Consider the following 16309-nt stretch of genomic DNA (forward strand, 5'->3'; position numbering starts at 1 on the left):
GCTTTCACGTCACGCTCCGAGCAGTGCACCGACGAACAGCAGCAGTACTGCGCCCGCCGCGAGGACTGCCCCGATAGCAGGCAGGACTGCAACGCTGTTGCCGCCGGACAGAGCGATCGAGCCGATCCACGCGCCGGCAGCATTCGCAAGTTGGAATCCTGCAATGTTGACCGTGGCAGCAAGGTGCGGGGCTTCGCTTGCAGCACCGATGAGTTTCGAGGCGAGCGGCGGAATAATGGAAAAACCGGTAGCACCGAGTACGAACATCCAGGCGAAGGCAAACCAAGACGTTCCGCCGAAGACGAAGAGAGCGAGAAGTGCCAACGCGAGCGCGGTCAACGCGATGTACAGCGTTTTGTTCAGGTCCTTGTCTGCGTAGTAACCACCGAGTTGATTGCCGACAACAGACCCGACGCCGAATACGAACAACACCACCGTCACCGTCGACACCGAGATGCCGGCATGCTCGGTGAGATACGGCGAGATGTAGGTGAACACCACGAAAAGCGCTGCCTGACTGAGAGCGGTCAGCCCGATCGCCCACAGAACTGGGCCCCGGGTGAACACCCGTAGCTCTGAGCTGACGTTGCCGGTCTGGTGCGAGGGAGCGGCGTTGCGCGTCGAGGCGATCAGCGCAGCGGTGACCAGCAGTTGGAAAACGGCGATGATCGCAAAAGACCAGCGCCAACCCAGTTGTGTACCGATGAGAGTTCCCAAGGGGACGCCGAGGACCGTCGCCAGGTTCAGTCCGAGGGTGACGCGGGCGATCACACGCCCTTGGAATTCAGGCGCCACCAACGACGTCGCCAGCACCAGGCACAGAGCGAAGAACGTCGCGTGTGGCAGAGCAGTGATGATCCGAAATATCACCATGGTTGCGAAGTTCGGTGCCAGCGCAGTTCCGATGTTGCCGATGACGAAGAGAGCCATCAGAGCCGCGATGAGAGGTGTCCGCGGCACCCTGGTGGTAGCGATCGTCAGTAGAGGGCCACCGATGACCACTGTGACGGCATAGATGGTGACGAGCAGTCCGGCTGTGGAGGTGCTGACCCCGAGGTCGGTGGAGATGTCCGGAAGTACGCCGGCCACAAGGTATTCGACAGTGCCGACGCCGAACACTGCCAGGAGCATCCAGATTATTGCGGCATTCGCGTTGGTAGAGCGAGCCGTTGTCGTCAATTCGTGCGGAGTTTCGACCACCATGGCCTATCCCTTCTCGTATCCGGTGTATTCGACGACTGCGCATCCCCATGTGAACCCGACGCCGATGCCGGTGAGCATGATCCGGTCTCCAGGGTGCAGGGCCTTGCTGCGGCGGAGCAGGTCGAGGCCCAGTAGTGGGTCGGCAGCACCGGTGTGGCCGATGGTTCTGCCGAGTTCGACCAAGGTCTGCTCGGCGCGGATCTTCAGCGGCTCGAAACATTGTTTGCGGAGTAGGACGTTGCCGAAATTCGGTACGATCCAGGTGGCGATGTCACCGTGATGAGTGGCGGCATCACCCAAAGCTGTTTCAGCGCATCGAGACAGAGCGGCCGCGTTGCGTGACCAGAACTCGTCGATGGAGTGAGTCTCGGTGAAGCCCCCCACCCGTGCTCGGAGATCGATCGGGTCGGCGGTGCCGTAGACAGGCATGCTTGTGCGCTCGTGCCCGCGGTGCATCTGCTCGAGGTGTGCATCAGTGACTACGGAAGTCGAAAGAATACGAAAGGGACCCGGATCCGGGCCGATGACAGCAGCGGCCGCGCCGTCTCCGTAGGCGAGACCGCTGTCGGAATTCCACCGGTCGAACAGGGGGAGACGCCAAGCGTCGGATGCAGTTACCAGGCCTTTGCCGTGTCCGTCGAACCAGCGGCCGATCAGTTCGATTCCGACGATTGCTCCGGCGCAGGCTGTTCGGATCTCGATCGGCAGGCAGTCGTCGATGCCAAGTTCGTTCTGAATGTAGGCGCCGCAGTTCCACGCCTCCAGGCCGTTGTGCAGAACCACTGCATGCACGAGTAGGTCGATTTCGTTGCTGCTGATTCCGCTGTCGGCCAACGCAGCTCTGCCTGCGAAGACTGCCATCTCCGGCGCGGATTCGCCGATATCAGGGTCCGACACTGCAACCGAAGTCTGTCCGGTCTTCTGCTGTTCGACGGGATCGAACCGTCCTTCGGTCACCATGTCGGAGGCTTGTTCCCGCCTGTCCGGTAGGTATGAGCCGAAGCCTTCGATGTAGAGGCCGCCCCACCTCATGACGCGACCTTCGTCACCGACGTCTCACGGACGCGTAGCTCGTCGCTCTTCCTGTTCAAAAGGGCGGAGGCAGAGTTGATTCCGTCGATCGTGACATCATTGACGAAGTGGTGTCCACCGATCCCGACCGGCAAAGGCAGCCGTTGCCGCCCGTCCCGATGACGCACTGTGTCGGCCAATGCGGCGCCGAGGACGCCCGGTGTGGACAAGACGTCGTTCCAGGTGGGAAGGCCGAGGCGCCTCATTACAGTCAGGACGCGATCAAGTTCAGCTTCACTGATACTTCCCCGCAAATAACCCAGTGCAGACGTCAATGCCATGTCGACAGCTACGGCTTCACCGTGCAGAAGTTCCGGTAGTGCTTCCATCTCGAGCGTGGGCGAGAATGTGTGGCCGTAGTCGACGCAGCGTTCGAGGCAGGATTCCCACAGATTGGGCTGCAGTTCCTCGAGCATCAGGTGGATCGACTCGGCGATGACTTGTGTTGCTGCTGTGTCGAGTTCGTCGGAAGAGCCCTGAAACCTGTCATCGATCAATCGTTCCCCGAAGATTTCCAGCAGTTCGAAGAGGTCGAAGGATTTGATCAAGGCCATCTTGAGTATCTCGGCAAGGCCGTTGGACAAGTGTCGGTTGTCGAGGGTACGCAGGAATGCTCGGTCGACAAAAGTTGCCAGGGCCGGTGCATACGTCCCCAGTCGATTCTTGCCCATGCCGTAGTTGACTCCGGTCTTGACGCCGACCCCGGCGTCGACGAGGCCGATCAGTGTGGTGGGGACCCGGATGTACGGCGTTCCGCGGCGGTAGACGCTCGCGGCGAAACCGACAATGTCGAGTAGAACACCCCCGCCGATCGCGATTACCGGCTCCCTGCGTCGGTCGATGCCGAATCCGTTCATCGCGTCGACCACCCGCACCGCAGAACCCCACTCTTTGACCGTCTCGTCGGCTCGCATCGGTACGAAGGATGCTCGTATTCCGTGGTGTTCGAAGTAGCCTCGAATTCTATCCCCGTGAATTCGGTCGACGTTCGCGTCGATGATGATCAAGCGTCGGTCTCCGCGGTGTAGCGATGCTGCGCTGCACCCGTCGAGTAGTCGAGTGCTGTCCTTGGCGAACAGATTTCGTGCGGCAATCACGTGATACTCGACCTGTTTGACCGCTTCGACCTTCCATGTCGAATCGGTGGCCGCGCTGTGGCTGAGACCCAGTTTGAATGAAGCGGCACTACGCATGTCGATCCCCCTAGACGGTGTGAAAGAGCGTTCGCGAGCTGTGTCAGCAGTACGGCGGTACTTCAGTGAACGAAATGAACTTTCGAGGAGAACAGTAGGACATTCGCATAGTGATCGCTACAAGAGTAGAATAGATCACATTTGGATCGGTAGATGCTGCGGAATTGGGAGGTTGCATGGCCGGGGTGCCGGGACAAGGGCGGAAGTTCGACGTAGACGCGGCCTTGGACAAGGCGATGTATGCCTTCTGGGAGCACGGCTACGAGGGGACATCCGTTGCCATGTTGACTGCTGCGATGCAGATAAATCCACCGAGTCTCTACAGTGCTTTCGGTGGCAAGGAAGGAGTGTTCTTTGCCGCCGTCGATCACTACAACGCGACTCGCGGCGACTTCATGGACCGGGCGTTCGCCGAAGAGCGCGAGGCATCCGAATTGATTCGCCGCCTCTTGAACGACGCGGCGTCCCATTACACCGACGAGTCTTGTCCGGGTGGTTGTCTGATCATCAGCGCGGCGGTCAGCGTGACCGACGCCAACAGTCACATAGCAAACCGATTGCGCGACATGCGAAATGCCAACGTGGTGTTGCTGTCGCAGAGGATCGCAGCCGATATCGCCAACGGACTCATGCCCGCTGACTCCGATCCCGAGGACCTTGCCGAGTTCATCGGTGTAGTCATCCAAGGCATGTCTCAGCGCGCCCGAGACGGTGCAACACAGAGGCAATTGGAACTCGTAGCGAACAGGTCCTTCGACTCGCTGAACTTCTCGAAAGACCTCATCGGCTGAACAGATTTCAGTTGACGGTCGGGGGTCGAGCTGGATTGGGCGATGGAGAGCATCGAGGTCGGTCCTAGTGACCTTCTATCCCAATGTAATTCGTCACTGACCGTGATGGCTGTCGGTTCGTTGGAGGAAGGGGCGGGGCCAGGCGCCGAGTGCGAGAACGGCGAGGATCGTCTGGGCCAATCCAGTGGTGAAGAAGATGCCTTGCAGCGGCGACCGGACGAGGATCATGGCGATTTCGACGAAGATCCAGATCATCATCGTCAGGCCGGCGGCGGCGTGCAGGCCCCATGCCAGGCGGAACCTGTTGTGCTGAGCGAAGAGCGCGGCGGCTTGGATGCCTCCGACGACGACGCCGAGGAGGATTCCGGGCCAGAAATATGAAGGGAAGACGGTTCCCTCGATCCACTCCGGAGGCAGGCCCATCCCGCCGCCGATCGTCAGGCCCGCCATTCCTACGAGCGCAGAGAGCAGGTTGAGCCACGCGATGGCGGACAGACCGATCCGGAGACCCCGTGGAGGGAGCGATGTGGACGTCATGCCTGACAACGATAGAGAGGGTCAGTCGAGCCCGTCCATGTTCCTGCGCGTTGCCGCGCTGGCAGCGTCGGCATCACCCGCGACGATTGCTTCCACCAGATCTCGGTGGGCAGCGGCTTCGTCGTCGATGGATTGGGGGTTTCGTGCCGTGACGTCGGTGATCACGTCCAGGGCCGAGTTGCGGAGCGTTTCGATGAATGAATCGAACACCATCGACAACACGCTGTTGTGCGCAGCATTCACCACGGCGCGATGTAGTTCCATGTCAGCGTCGACAAATTCTGTTGGTGTCGAAGCACTTTCACGGGCTGCGAGTGCTGCCCGTAACAGGTCGACGTCGGCAGAGGTCCGACGCATGGCAGCCAGGCGGCCCGCTTCCACTTCCAGAAGTCTGCGTACTTCGTAAACTTCGCGGCGGTCCGAGCGTTTGAGTTCTCGCTCGAGTTCTGTGACCGGAGTCGAGGACATGACGTAGGTGCCGGATCCTTGATGAGAGTAGAGCTGTCCCGACGCGATCAGTGCACGCACGGCTTCCCTGCCGGTCGAACGCCCGACTCCGAGGAGCGTGCTCAGATCCTGCTCGTTCGGGATTTTCGTCCCGACCGGCCACTCGCCGTCGCCGATGAGGCGCGCAAGTTCGTCTGCGGCTTTCTGTACCAGTGACTGCTGCTTGACCTGGCGCACTGCCATGTGTCTGCTCCTGACTGACTCGGTGAACCGCCGTGGAGCGGCCCACCGAGTGACACTTCATGTCCTCCGATGAATCTTCAGACTACGGTGCAGTCTGTCGGGTTATCGAAGGGCGATGACGTCCAGTTCGCGCTCCGTCTCGTCTTCCGGGTCGAGGCGTCGATCGCGCAAGGTGAATGCGATGACGGCTCCGACCAACAGCACTGCAGTTGTCGCCCCGATCGCCATGCGCGGTCCGAAGTGATCTGCCAGGTAACCGAACAGCGGAGAGGCGATGCCTCCCAATGACATTGCGAGTCCGAGTGTCACCCCACTTGCCGTGCCTGGGCGGTTCGGTAGGTAGTCCTGCGCCAACGTCACCTGTGGCGCGAAGGGCAAGAACATCGCGAATCCGAGACACACGATTCCAAGTTCGGCAATTGCCACGTTCGGAGCCGCGGCGAGCAATGCCAGTGATGGTACGGCAAGCAGGTAACCGAGTCGGATGGATGCACGTCGACCACGACGGTCCGCGAGGACTCCGCCCAGTAGCGTGCCGGCCGCTCCCGCCAAGGTGAAGGAGGACAACACGATTGCTGCACTCGAGGATGATCCGTTCAGTCCGTTGAGTACGTACGGTGAGACCAACGACAGCGTGGTCACATATGGAATTGACCAACACACCGTTACCAGCACGAGTCGGGTGAACGAGCGCCAATCATCTGACACGGGACCGTTCGCTGCTAGCTGCGAACTCAACGATTGGGCTGATTCGGCGTCCGTGCCCGTGCCGGCTGGTCGTGATTGGGCGACGATCCACCAAATAGCCGCTACCACTGCAGGAACTGCGAGCAGGTAGCCGCCGGACAATCCGAGCGAACCGACCACGAGCGTGACGAACGGTGGCGCCAGTGAGGCTCCCAACGTGCCGCCCACGGAGAACACGCTCATGGCCTTCTGCGAGTGACCTCCAGCTGCGCGTGCCAAATTTGTGGCGGGCGGATGGTATGCGGCAATGCCGATGCCGGCCAAAGCAATTGCCAGCCAAGTAACGATGTAGGTGGTGCTCATCGCGGCCACGACAATTCCCGTTGCGGCCGTCACAAAACCTGTGGGTACCAGCCAATTCCGGCTCTTTCGATCGACCAGCATGCCGAATGCGGGTTGCACGACACTGGATAGTCCGGTCGCGGCGAGCGTGATTCCGGCAACCGCGGAGTAGGAATATCCGCGTTCCAGCATCATGAACGGCAACAGTGCAGGCACAGCCCCCTGGTACAGATCGTTCACGACGTGTGTGCCGGTGAGAAACGCAACTTGCCCCTTCTTCATCTCCTTGGGCATCCTTCGTTCAGGTCTTCAAGTCCTCAGGTCCTCTGAGGACTTGAAACCTACATGAACCCACGGACGCACGGTTGTGTTGGAGACCTGGATCTCATTCACGACGACTGCCTAACTCGCAGCAGTCGCGGCATTGCGGGCGGCGAGTTGTGCGAAAGCGTGGGTCAGTTCTGCCGGGCCGACGACATCGATGTCGGTGTCGAATCGGTTGAAGGAGGCTGCCAGCGCCGTCCAGGACCATGATCCGGCTTCGAGGCTGCACTGGTCGGGGCCAAGATCTTCGACGGCGCCGTCCTCGACAAAGGGAAGAACATAACTGGCTGGTCGATGGAGAACGACCTTGCCGTGGCACGGCCATTTGTTGATATGTTCCGATCCCTTGAAGCGTGCGGCCACGTATTCGCTCACGTCACCGCCGGGGATCCCCTTCGGTGTGAACCGCGGGCCGTTCGGGGTGCGTGGAGTGATGCGATCGGCGCGGAAGATTCGCCAGTCGTCTCGCTCGAGATCCCACGCGACGAGGTACCAGCGACGCTTGGAGGTCACCAGATGATGTGGCTCCACGCGGCGTGGGGGTGTTATTTCGATGTTGTCGGTTGAGCGGCCGTTCGAGTAGTCGAAGCGGAGCACCTCGCGAGCGCGCACCGCTGCGGAAATCGCTACGAGCACCTCAGGGGACACCGAGTCTGCGTCGCTGGAATCGGTCGAAATCGTGGTGAACGTGAGTGCGTCGAGGCGATGGCGCAGACGCGACGGCATCACTTGCCGCAAGGTGGTCAGCGCACGCACTGCGTCCTCTTCGATGCCGACGCCGGTCAGCGTCGCCGCCTGCAGAGCGACTGCCAAGGCGATGACCTGATCGTCGTCGAACAGCAGGGGTGGTAGCTCGCTGCCGGCGTCGAGTCGGTATCCGCCGTCCGGGCCCATGGTCGCCGCAATGCTGTAACCCATCTCCCGGAGCCGGTCGATGTCGCGGCGGACCGTGCGGTGGCTGATGTCGAGCCGCTCGGCGAGTAGAGCGCCCGGCCAGTCGCGCCTCGTCTGCAAGAGGGACAGCAGATTCAAGAGCCGAGTGGTGGTCGCCATGTCGTGAGACTACGACGAGTCTAGGACGAAAACAGTCCTATACGGCTGTGAGAGTCGACGTTGTCAGGGAAAACCCGGGCGACGTTCGTACTAGGAGCAGACATGAGCATCAAGTCAACGACCCACCTCAACTTCCGCGGAGACGCCCGCGCGGCTCTGGAGTTCTACCAGTCCGTCTTCGGTGGCCAGGTCACGATCGCAACCTACGGCGACTTCGGAATGCCCAAGGATGTGCCTGGCGCTGAGAACATTGTGTTCGGCCAAGTCGAAACCGCGGACGGCTTCAGCGTGATGGCGTACGACATCCCAGGACAGTCGGGCGGTTCGACCGCCAATGCCGGCACGACGCACCGCGAGAACGGCACCACGATCACCGACCAACCGTTCTTCGTCTCGGTTCGCGGTGAATCGCTCGAAGAGGTGCGGGGTTACTGGGCCAAACTCTCTGTCGGTGGATCCATCATCGAGGGTCTTGCCGCGGCGGCGTGGAGCCCCGGATTCGGCATGCTCACCGATGCGTTCGGGGTGACGTGGATCCTCGACGTCGCTGCCGGCGAAAACCCGGCCTGATCATTCAGACGACAAAGCCGCTGGCACCGAAAGGTGTCCAGCGGCTCCAGCGCGTCGGTGCCCGTCTTGCGCCTCTCGGCAAGTGGCCACTCGAAGTGGCAATTCTGGGGTGGTACCCGGGGCAAAGAACCGAACACCGACACCATCTACAACGAACCTCTGCGGAGAGTTATTCCACGCTGACTTGTGCCGCGGTCAATCGTGGTCCTGCTCATCGCTCAGCTCCAGCAGAGCTGAGATGAGGATCTGAATCAGCCGGTGACACCGGTCAATTCGTTGGGGGCGTGATCGAGGGTGGTCTCGGTCAGGATGCTGCCGTCTTCGAGGTCGACGGCGATCAGCTTCTTCGACGTGGGATCGGTGACGTACGCGGTGTGGTCTTCCACGAAGAGTGCCGGCCTGGGCTCTTGCCACTTGGTGGGCTCGGTCCATGCGTCGATGACGGCGATCTTCTTGGTGACGACGCCGGTGTTCGGGTCGATGACGTGGATGGCGCCGTCGGTGCCGAGCACCAGTGCCTCTCCGTGCGGTCCGCGGCCGAGTGAGCGGAAGGTGTAGCTGGTGCCGAGGTCGACGAGCTTGAGTTCGGACGTCGTCGTGTTGGTCAGCGAGACCCGTTGCGGACGTTCGAGTTCGGCGTCCTTGTCAGTCTTGTAGTCACCCAGGACGATGTCCGACTCCTCCGAACCTGCTTGATTTCCGATGCGGCCGTATGCATCCGGACTCTGGACCTTGGTGATCGCTCCGTTCTTGTACACGAGCAACCCGTCCTGGCAGCCCAGCACGATGGCTTCGCCGGCAGCGGCTGCTTCGCCGTGGACACCGGGGCACTGTTCGTTGCGCAGGATTTCCTTGCGGTCGGCATCGAGGATGGCAATGCCGTTGCGGGACTCCGAATTTCCGATGGTCGTCAACAGGCTGCCGTCGGCAAGTGCGACCGCAACGCCGTGATGGGGTTCTGGCGTGGTGTACGTCTCGACGCGGGGTTGGCGTTTTGCCAACTGTGCCGGATCGAAGATCTCGACGAGTCCCGAGCCGTCGTTGAAGAGAACGGTTTTTCCGGCATGGCGTACAACGTGTCCGGGTTCGTTGGCTGCGAACTCGACCTCGGACATCGCGGGATCGGCTGTGTAGTAGTGGGAATGGTCGCCGTGGGCCGAGGACCACGTGCCGGTGTCGAGCACCTTGAACGCCTCACCCGACGAGATCATGACGTGGCGACCGTCGCCGGCCGGGTTGAGTCGCGTGAAGCCGTCGATCTTGGTCTCGCCGACCACGTCGAGCGACGTTGCATCCAGCACCAGGACGCCACCGTCGTACGAGACTGCGAGACGCGGTGTTGCCGAGGCTTGTTCGGTGGGTGCGGACGCGGTTGTCGTGGTGGTCTCCGACGGGGCCGAGTCCTTGTTGTCGGACGAGCAGCCCGTGACGAGGGCGAGTGAGAGGCCAACTGATGTGGCAAGGGTGAGGCGCCGCGACATGCGGGTGTTGAGGTGCATGGGTATAGATCTACTGCTTAATGTAAATGATTGTCAAAGTCGAGTATGCGAATGTTCGCATGCCAGGGCAGTCGTCACGGGATCAGGAATGTACTGGAGATCGCCTGGCGTGCGCCGAATATCCGGTGCTGATGCGCTCACTTTGGGTATAGCGCTAGTTCAACTAGGCATTAGTGCACCGATGCCGGCAGGAACATGCTGTAGATCACATCGGTCGATCGAAAGCTGGAGAGCAATGGCGCAGTTCATGTTGATTCATGGCGCAGGACACGGAGCCTGGTGCTGGGACTATGTGGTCGAGGCGCTGGAGAGACGTGGGCACACGGGTCTGGCTACCGATCAGCCGGGCTTGGGTCGAGACACGACGAAAGCTGAAGAAATAACTTGGGAATCAACGCTTTCCAAGCTGTCGGCTGAGCTGGTTCAACTGCCTGGGGACGTGATACTTGTCGGCCACTCGATGGGCGGAACACTGACGGCACAACTGACAGAAATGCATCCGACGCGTGTTGCTGCTGCCGTCTACCTGGCCGCGACCCTGCCTGGGGACGGGGAATCCTGCCTTAGTAGTTCGCAAGAGGACAGTAGCGCTGCGCGGTTGTTCTTCGCCTGCGATGAACTCGGGATCGACCCTGAGGTTGCCTTGAAGTTGTACCCGATGCTCTTGTTCGGGGACTGCGCCGACGAGGTGGCGCGAGAATCGATGTCAAACCTTCGCCCGCAACCGATGAGTGTTTTCAGTGGTTCGGTGTCGCTGACGCCGGAACGGGAAGGGTCTGTGCCTCGCTACTACATTGAAACCCTTCGCGATCTTGTCATCACTCCTGCACATCAACGTGAGATGGTCTCCCGGCGCTCCTGTGAGAGGGTATTTACTTTGACGACGGGGCATTCCCCCATGCTCGCGGCAACTGAGGACGTTGCCGATATCCTCGACGAAATCGCCCAAAGTCTGCCGAGTTCAACGCGTTCGTGAGATCGCGACCCGGTCGGGGTAGTCACCACGCTCGAGGATTCGCGAGGCGATGACCCCGAACACGAGTCCCCAGAAAGCGCCTCCGATATTGAGTAGTTCGACGTCGGAGATCGTCACGAGAAACGCGATCAAGGCCCCGAAGGCGAATTTCCCGCCGAATGCGGTCACGAAGGCTCCCTGTAAGGCCTTGAGCATGGCCAGGCCACCCAGAGTGACGGTGAATGCCATCGGAGTTCCCAACATCATCGCGACGAAAGTCGGGGCGAACAGTCCGAAGACGACGGCGAGTAGTCCGCAGAAGATTCCGGCGGTGTATTGGCGTGCCCGCTCTCCCGACGCTGTGAGCAACGCGTTCGTCGGCCCGGTCAGGCACGTCGACACGCACCCCACCGCCGCGTTCACGAGAGAGAACACACCGCAGGCAACCGTTGCTGTCCCGATCGGCGGTTGATGACCGGCTGCTCGGAGGACTGCGATTCCTTGGCCGTTCTGCACGACGACGACTGTGATCGCCAGCGGTACAACCAGTTCGATCATCGCTTGCCAAGACCAGGTTGGCGTGGTCAGCATCGGATGCGCCAGCCACCCATGCGCGTCGCCGACGGAGTTGAATCTTCCGGTCGCGAGTATCACGACCACGCCGACGATCAAAGCGCCGAGAACGGGCGGAACGAATCTTCCCACCTTGGCGAACACGCTCAGAGCGACGAAGGCGGCGATCATCGGCAGGGCGATCACCGCGTCGTGAGCGGGCGCTTCGACCAAATCGGTTCCGAAATGAAGGAAAACACCCGCCACCATTGCCATTACGATGGGCATGGGTAATGCGGCCATGATTGGTGTGACCCACCCGGTCAATCCCAACAACAAGATCAAGGCGCCGGTCGCGAAGAACGCTCCGAGCACTTGCTCCCACGGCAGATGCTCCAACGACGCTCCGACGACAACGGTTCCAGGAATCGTCCAGAAGAAGGCCAGCGGCTGCCGGTACAACCAGGAAGCCGTGATGGTCAAAATGCCGTTGACGAAGAAGGCACCGAAAAGCCAAGACGCCAATTGAGCTTGGCTCAGTCCACCCGCCAACCCCGCGGCGAGAATGACTGCTACCGGCCCGGTCGCCGAGAAGACGATGCCGATGATTCCGTTGGCAATGGACGTTCCGCCGAAGTCGTGCAAGACCCGCTTCGGGCTGTAGAGCGGTTGGGGGAGTGGCTCGGTGACGACGCGAACGGGCGCGGTCGTCGAAGTGTCCGACATGTTCTCAGTTCTCCTGATGTGGATCCGAAAGCCCCCGGTCGCGGAACAAAGCTGCGAGTTCGCTCCGTGATCGCAGTCCGAGCTTCGCGTACGCGCGCGTGAGGTGATATTGAATGGTCTTGACGGAGAGAAACAATTCGCCGGCAGCTTCCTTGTTGGACTTGCCCGCCGCGACAAGGTCGGCGACGGCTCGCTCTTGCGGAGTCAGGTCGGTGATTCCCTTCTCCGTCCGCGAGAGGTTCAACCCGCCCGCGCGGAGTTCGCGCTCGCAGCGCTCGACGTAAGTAGCGGCGCCCAACGAGTGATATAGCTCGCGGGCGGCCCGGAGGACGACGTCTGCCTCTGCGCGTTTTCCCGCCCGGCGGAGAGTTTGGCCGTACGCAAAATTGATTCGGGCTCGGTCGTAGGGGAGTGGCAGCGTCTCGATGCCGAGTAGTGCAGCATCGAAACTTATTCTTGCCGAGTCGAGTTCGCCCCGTGCGCCGTGGATCCGGCCGCGAACGTAGCCGAGACGTGCCGCAGCTGAGCGGTGCTCACGACGTCGTGCCGTCTGCTCGTGTGGTTGCAGAAAGGCGTCGGCATCATCGGCTCGCCCGACCATGACCAGTGCATTGGCGTAGAGATCGACCCACGGCCAGAACCCTGGCTCGTCTAGCCATTGTTGCGCCTTGCTTGCGGTGAGCGGAGCCAGCGCCACCAGGACTTCGGCGTAGTCGGCGGCGGCCTCGGCAACCTGCGCTCTGGCGAGAAGTGCAGGAACGTACATGATCTCGTAGGCGTGGACGCCGGCGTACGCGCGTCGCACGTGGTCACGGGCCAGTTCCCAGTTGCCGCGCAGAGCGTGGATCTGTGCTCCCGACCAGTGGACCAACGGCCGGATCATCTCGATCTCGAACCGATCCACCTCGGCCCCGGCGCCCTCGACGGTCGAGAGCGCTTCGTCCCAGGCGCCGAGCGCGAATTGAGTGCGGGCGAGCCAGGCCTGTGCCCAGAGCGAGATTCTTGCCGAACCACTGGAAAACTCTGTGGACACCGCACTTTCGAGGTCACGTCTGGCAGACTCCGGGTGATCCAAAGCAAGCTCGAGCCATCCGCGTCCCATCTGGAAACGCTGTGCTTGGGCTCCGGGGCGGACGCGATCGGACAGTTCGTCGTATGCCGCGAGCGCATTCTCGGTTCTTCCGGTAGCGCCGAGCCCGAGACCCTTGATCGCTTCGGACTCCACTGCTGCGGGATCCGAAGGGCCCACCAATTCGACTGCGCGGTCAACCCACTCGACGAGGGCTGTGCCATCGAGCCGAGCCAGAGAATGAAGGACCATTCGTTGGGCGATCATCGCAGTGGTGCCTGGCTCACGGTCCACGCTGCAGCTGTCCCACGCTCTGGTCAGAAGATCGGCGGCCTCGGTCGGTCGCCCTCGGTGAATGGCGAGGTAGCCGAGGACGGCGTCGCGGAGAGGCCCGCGCGAAATACTCTCGATCTCCGGCACGAAGACCATGGCGCGGGGGATGTCACCCGATCCGGTCAGCGCGTCGACTCCGCGGAGCAGACGGTCCTCGTGTTCGGTTCGGGCAGTGGTGAGACGGCTTGCCGTGACCATGGCGTCGGCGACTTCCGACCACGCGCCGTCGGATGCTCGTAGTGATGCGTACGCAACGAGTTCGGCGGCGAGGTCCTCGTCGTGGGTGGTGCTGGCGGCGGCAAGGTGGAAAAGCCGTTCACCTTCTCCCCAAGCGATCTCGGCTGCGCGAGTGTGCAGCAGATGCAAGTGCGCGGGGCCCAACGCCCCGCGCACTGCGGCCATGACCATCGTGCTGCTCAGTGACACCTCGGTGCTGCCGCGCTGCTCGTGGACGGAGAGGAGACCGCTGGCAAAGGCGCTGTCCAAGGCGCCGACCACGTCGTCGATTTCGGCTAGCTGAGCAAGATGCGACAATGTTGTGCTGCGCCCGAGAACTGTTGCGGCTTCGATCAACGTTCGTGCTCCCGCCGAACACGTAGCGAGGGCGGCGGCGATCGCCACCGCACGATGACGAGGGACGGGCAAGGTTCGGTGCCACTGGGTCCAATAGGCCGGTGGCAGCTCGTCGAGGAGCGAGACGATGTCGAGTGTGTTGCCCGCGGTGAAATCCTGAAGTTGAAGCGCGACGCCGGAACTGAGGTCGATTCCGCTTCGCATGCGCGCGATGTCGATGATGACGGCTGTGTCGAGGGGGCTGATGTGCAAACGCGTCGACCAGTGCAGGTCGAGAATCTTCCTGACATCCTCGCGCAGGAACGGCGTTTCCTCGGCGACGAGGACGAACAACAGTGGGGCCGTTCGGCCTCGATGAAGGGCGGAGGTGATTGCCTGAAGCGAGTTCACATCGCTGTGATGGGCATCATCGACGACGATCAGGGTCGGGTGCTCCGCTGCGTCGACGATCTCGTGTGCAACGGCTAACGGCTCCGAAGTGGATACCGGACGTTCGAGTAGTTGTTCGATCACCCCGAAGGCATTGTTCGATTCCCACTCCAACCCACGAGCGCGGCGGAGCGTATGAGCGGAGGAGATTTCGGCGAACCGGTCGACGAGAGTGGACTTACCGCTACCGGCATCGCCCTCGACCAGCACGAGAGTCGGCACTCCTGTCTCTGCCGCGGCCAGGGCTCGGCCGAGAACGGCGAGCTCGCGTTCTCGGCCGAGCAACAGGTCACGAAGTGTCACCCGACTACCGTAACGCCGGGCTCACCGCGGGTTTCGTTTTCGGCACGGACTTCATCGGGTCGAAGTACGGTGGTGCCCAGGTCGGGTGCTTGCTTCGGCACGAAGAAGGTGACGATGGCGCCCAGCACCGCGATGCCTGCGAAGACATAGAATGCCGATTCGGAACTGATTCCGGCGCTGATCAAACTTCCTCCGATCAGTGGCCCGAATATCCCGCCCAGACGCCCGAATCCGGCGCACCACGCAACACCTGCGGCCCGAGCGGCCGTCGAATAGTAGTTGGACACGAATCCGTAGATCAGAACCTGAGTACCGATGGTTCCGACACCCGCGATGGCAACGGAGGCGAGGAGTACGGGAAGCGGAAACCCGAATGTGAACAGGAGCAGGGCGAGTGCGGCCAGGCCGAAGGTGGTTGCGACAACCCGCTGCGGACCGGTGACGTCTGCGATCTTGGAGGCGAGAAGTCCACCGATGATGGCACCGCCGTTGAGTACCAACAGGAACGAGAGCGAACCCTTCGCGTTGTATCCCGCGTTTTCCATGATCTTGGGCAGCCAGGTGTTGAGTCCGTAGGTCAGGAGTAGGCCGGCGAAGCTCATGAGGCCGAGAAGCGCGGTGCCCCAGACATATTGTCTGCTCGCCAACGCTCGGAAGCCGACCTTCTCGGCTACGGCGCCGTTGGGTCGATCTGTACCGACAGGCAATGGAATTCCAGTTTTCGAGGAAATGGCGCGAGCTTCCTCGACACGTCCGCGAGCAATCAGCCACGCGGGAGACTCGGGCAGTTTGAACCAGGCGAGTGGGAACAGGAACACCAATGGCAGCGCGCCGATGAGGAACAGTCCGCGCCATCCGATGGAATCGCGGAGAACGATTGCCAGGACGGAAGCCATGACGCCACCGGCCGGGACACCGCTGTAGACGATGGCGTTGAACAGATTGCGGCGTCCCGGCGGCGCGAACTCGGCAATCATGGCTCCGGCGGTGGCGACAAGCCCACCGACACCGATGCCGGTGAAGAACCGCAGCAGACCGAAAGTGGTGATGCTGGTGGCGAATGCTGCCAATGCCATTCCGACCGAGAACCAGATGATGTTGACCAGCATCATCTTTCGGCGACCGAAGTGATCGCCGATCGCTCCACACGTCAGTGCGCCGACCATCACTCCGACGAGTGCATACGAACCCAAAGCGCCGGCCTGAGATGCGGTCAAGGTGCCGATATGGCTGGGGTCGTCCATGAGTACCGGCAGGATCGTGCCGTACACGACCAGGTCGTATCCGTCGAACAGAATGGCAATGGCGGCGATGGTGACCACCCACAACACTGATGAGCGATGGCGGGCACTGGCCCAGGAACCACGTTCGATCGAGGACATGGCGAATCTCCGTTCGAGAGATCAGGA

The 16309-nt window shown here is 61.5% G+C and carries 14 protein-coding genes; 3 read left to right on the top strand and 11 right to left on the bottom strand.

What is annotated here, in order from left to right:
• Positions 1 to 9 precede the first annotated feature (9 nt).
• Genes ACKAMS_RS03345 through ACKAMS_RS03355 form a run of 3 tightly spaced genes read right to left on the bottom strand, consistent with a single transcriptional unit; the run spans position 10 to position 3467 of the window.
• Complete coding sequence (locus ACKAMS_RS03345; RefSeq protein ID WP_408988597.1) at positions 10 to 1203, bottom strand: MFS transporter; 1194 nt, start codon at positions 1201 to 1203, stop codon at positions 10 to 12.
• Between the two features lie 3 nt (positions 1204 to 1206).
• Positions 1207 to 2235 (bottom strand): 3-oxoacyl-ACP synthase III family protein, encoded by a 1029-nt coding sequence (locus ACKAMS_RS03350; RefSeq protein ID WP_020971052.1) that lies wholly within the window; start codon positions 2233 to 2235, stop codon positions 1207 to 1209.
• Positions 2232 to 3467, bottom strand: coding sequence for a sedoheptulose 7-phosphate cyclase (locus ACKAMS_RS03355; protein ID WP_047889026.1), 1236 nt, complete (start codon positions 3465 to 3467; stop codon positions 2232 to 2234). Before ACKAMS_RS03355 ends, ACKAMS_RS03350 begins: the two co-directional genes overlap by 4 nt.
• A 176-nt stretch (positions 3468 to 3643) precedes the next feature.
• Between ACKAMS_RS03355 and ACKAMS_RS03360 the strand changes: the two genes are divergently transcribed.
• Positions 3644 to 4258, top strand: a complete 615-nt coding sequence (locus ACKAMS_RS03360) for a TetR/AcrR family transcriptional regulator (RefSeq protein ID WP_020909395.1) — start codon at positions 3644 to 3646, stop codon at positions 4256 to 4258.
• A 93-nt stretch (positions 4259 to 4351) separates the two neighbouring features.
• Here the strand turns inward: ACKAMS_RS03360 and ACKAMS_RS03365 are convergent, their stop codons facing one another.
• The 4 genes from ACKAMS_RS03365 to ACKAMS_RS03380 all read right to left on the bottom strand — a co-directional run bounded on the left by ACKAMS_RS03365 (position 4352) and on the right by ACKAMS_RS03380 (position 7891).
• Positions 4352 to 4795, bottom strand: coding sequence for a hypothetical protein (locus ACKAMS_RS03365; RefSeq protein ID WP_408988598.1), 444 nt, complete (start codon positions 4793 to 4795; stop codon positions 4352 to 4354).
• A gap of 21 nt (positions 4796 to 4816) precedes the next feature.
• On the bottom strand, positions 4817 to 5485 hold the full coding sequence (locus ACKAMS_RS03370) for a FadR/GntR family transcriptional regulator (RefSeq protein WP_021331772.1): 669 nt from the start codon (positions 5483 to 5485) through the stop codon (positions 4817 to 4819).
• 102 nt (positions 5486 to 5587) lie between these two features.
• Entirely contained in the window at positions 5588 to 6796 is a 1209-nt protein-coding gene (locus ACKAMS_RS03375) for an MFS transporter (RefSeq protein WP_232252882.1), read from the bottom strand.
• 120 nt (positions 6797 to 6916) lie between these two features.
• Positions 6917 to 7891, bottom strand: coding sequence for a YafY family protein (locus ACKAMS_RS03380; RefSeq protein WP_019745646.1), 975 nt, complete (start codon positions 7889 to 7891; stop codon positions 6917 to 6919).
• A 102-nt stretch (positions 7892 to 7993) separates the two neighbouring features.
• Between ACKAMS_RS03380 and ACKAMS_RS03385 the strand changes: the two genes are divergently transcribed.
• Positions 7994 to 8461 (top strand): VOC family protein, encoded by a 468-nt coding sequence (locus ACKAMS_RS03385; RefSeq protein WP_092764785.1) that lies wholly within the window; start codon positions 7994 to 7996, stop codon positions 8459 to 8461.
• 251 nt (positions 8462 to 8712) lie between these two features.
• Here ACKAMS_RS03385 and aztD read toward each other — a convergent pair whose 3' ends face one another.
• A complete protein-coding gene (aztD, locus tag ACKAMS_RS03390) occupies positions 8713 to 9960 on the bottom strand; it encodes a zinc metallochaperone AztD (protein WP_020909389.1) in 1248 nt (415 codons plus the stop codon).
• 235 nt (positions 9961 to 10195) lie between these two features.
• Between aztD and ACKAMS_RS03395 the strand changes: the two genes are divergently transcribed.
• Positions 10196 to 10936 (top strand): alpha/beta fold hydrolase, encoded by a 741-nt coding sequence (locus tag ACKAMS_RS03395; RefSeq protein ID WP_408988599.1) that lies wholly within the window; start codon positions 10196 to 10198, stop codon positions 10934 to 10936.
• Here ACKAMS_RS03395 and ACKAMS_RS03400 read toward each other — a convergent pair.
• The 3 genes from ACKAMS_RS03400 to ACKAMS_RS03410 are packed head-to-tail and all read right to left on the bottom strand — an operon-like array spanning position 10922 to position 16282.
• Positions 10922 to 12193, bottom strand: coding sequence for a benzoate/H(+) symporter BenE family transporter (locus ACKAMS_RS03400; protein ID WP_408988600.1), 1272 nt, complete (start codon positions 12191 to 12193; stop codon positions 10922 to 10924). The genes ACKAMS_RS03395 and ACKAMS_RS03400 overlap by 15 nt on opposite strands.
• 4 nt (positions 12194 to 12197) lie before the next feature.
• Positions 12198 to 14900, bottom strand: a complete 2703-nt coding sequence (locus ACKAMS_RS03405) for a LuxR C-terminal-related transcriptional regulator (protein WP_408988601.1) — start codon at positions 14898 to 14900, stop codon at positions 12198 to 12200.
• Entirely contained in the window at positions 14897 to 16282 is a 1386-nt protein-coding gene (locus ACKAMS_RS03410) for an aromatic acid/H+ symport family MFS transporter (protein ID WP_153211474.1), read from the bottom strand. The genes ACKAMS_RS03405 and ACKAMS_RS03410 overlap by 4 nt, the downstream gene beginning before the upstream one ends.
• Positions 16283 to 16309: the final 27 nt, after the last annotated feature.

Origin of the sequence: Rhodococcus sp. 5A-K4, assembly GCF_046097995.1 — a bacterium.
Lineage (GTDB): Bacteria > Actinomycetota > Actinomycetes > Mycobacteriales > Mycobacteriaceae > Rhodococcus_F > Rhodococcus_F erythropolis.

Coding starts and splice junctions, on each gene's coding strand:
- ACKAMS_RS03345 (WP_408988597.1), bottom strand. CDS start 1,203: ATGGTGGTCGAAACTCCGCACGAATTGACGACAACGGCTCGCTCTACC.
- ACKAMS_RS03350 (WP_020971052.1), bottom strand. CDS start 2,235: ATGAGGTGGGGCGGCCTCTACATCGAAGGCTTCGGCTCATACCTACCG.
- ACKAMS_RS03355 (WP_047889026.1), bottom strand. CDS start 3,467: ATGCGTAGTGCCGCTTCATTCAAACTGGGTCTCAGCCACAGCGCGGCC.
- ACKAMS_RS03360 (WP_020909395.1), top strand. CDS start 3,644: ATGGCCGGGGTGCCGGGACAAGGGCGGAAGTTCGACGTAGACGCGGCC.
- ACKAMS_RS03365 (WP_408988598.1), bottom strand. CDS start 4,795: ATGACGTCCACATCGCTCCCTCCACGGGGTCTCCGGATCGGTCTGTCC.
- ACKAMS_RS03370 (WP_021331772.1), bottom strand. CDS start 5,485: ATGGCAGTGCGCCAGGTCAAGCAGCAGTCACTGGTACAGAAAGCCGCA.
- ACKAMS_RS03375 (WP_232252882.1), bottom strand. CDS start 6,796: ATGAAGAAGGGGCAAGTTGCGTTTCTCACCGGCACACACGTCGTGAAC.
- ACKAMS_RS03380 (WP_019745646.1), bottom strand. CDS start 7,891: ATGGCGACCACCACTCGGCTCTTGAATCTGCTGTCCCTCTTGCAGACG.
- ACKAMS_RS03385 (WP_092764785.1), top strand. CDS start 7,994: ATGAGCATCAAGTCAACGACCCACCTCAACTTCCGCGGAGACGCCCGC.
- aztD (WP_020909389.1), bottom strand. CDS start 9,960: ATGCACCTCAACACCCGCATGTCGCGGCGCCTCACCCTTGCCACATCA.
- ACKAMS_RS03395 (WP_408988599.1), top strand. CDS start 10,196: ATGGCGCAGTTCATGTTGATTCATGGCGCAGGACACGGAGCCTGGTGC.
- ACKAMS_RS03400 (WP_408988600.1), bottom strand. CDS start 12,193: ATGTCGGACACTTCGACGACCGCGCCCGTTCGCGTCGTCACCGAGCCA.
- ACKAMS_RS03410 (WP_153211474.1), bottom strand. CDS start 16,282: ATGTCCTCGATCGAACGTGGTTCCTGGGCCAGTGCCCGCCATCGCTCA.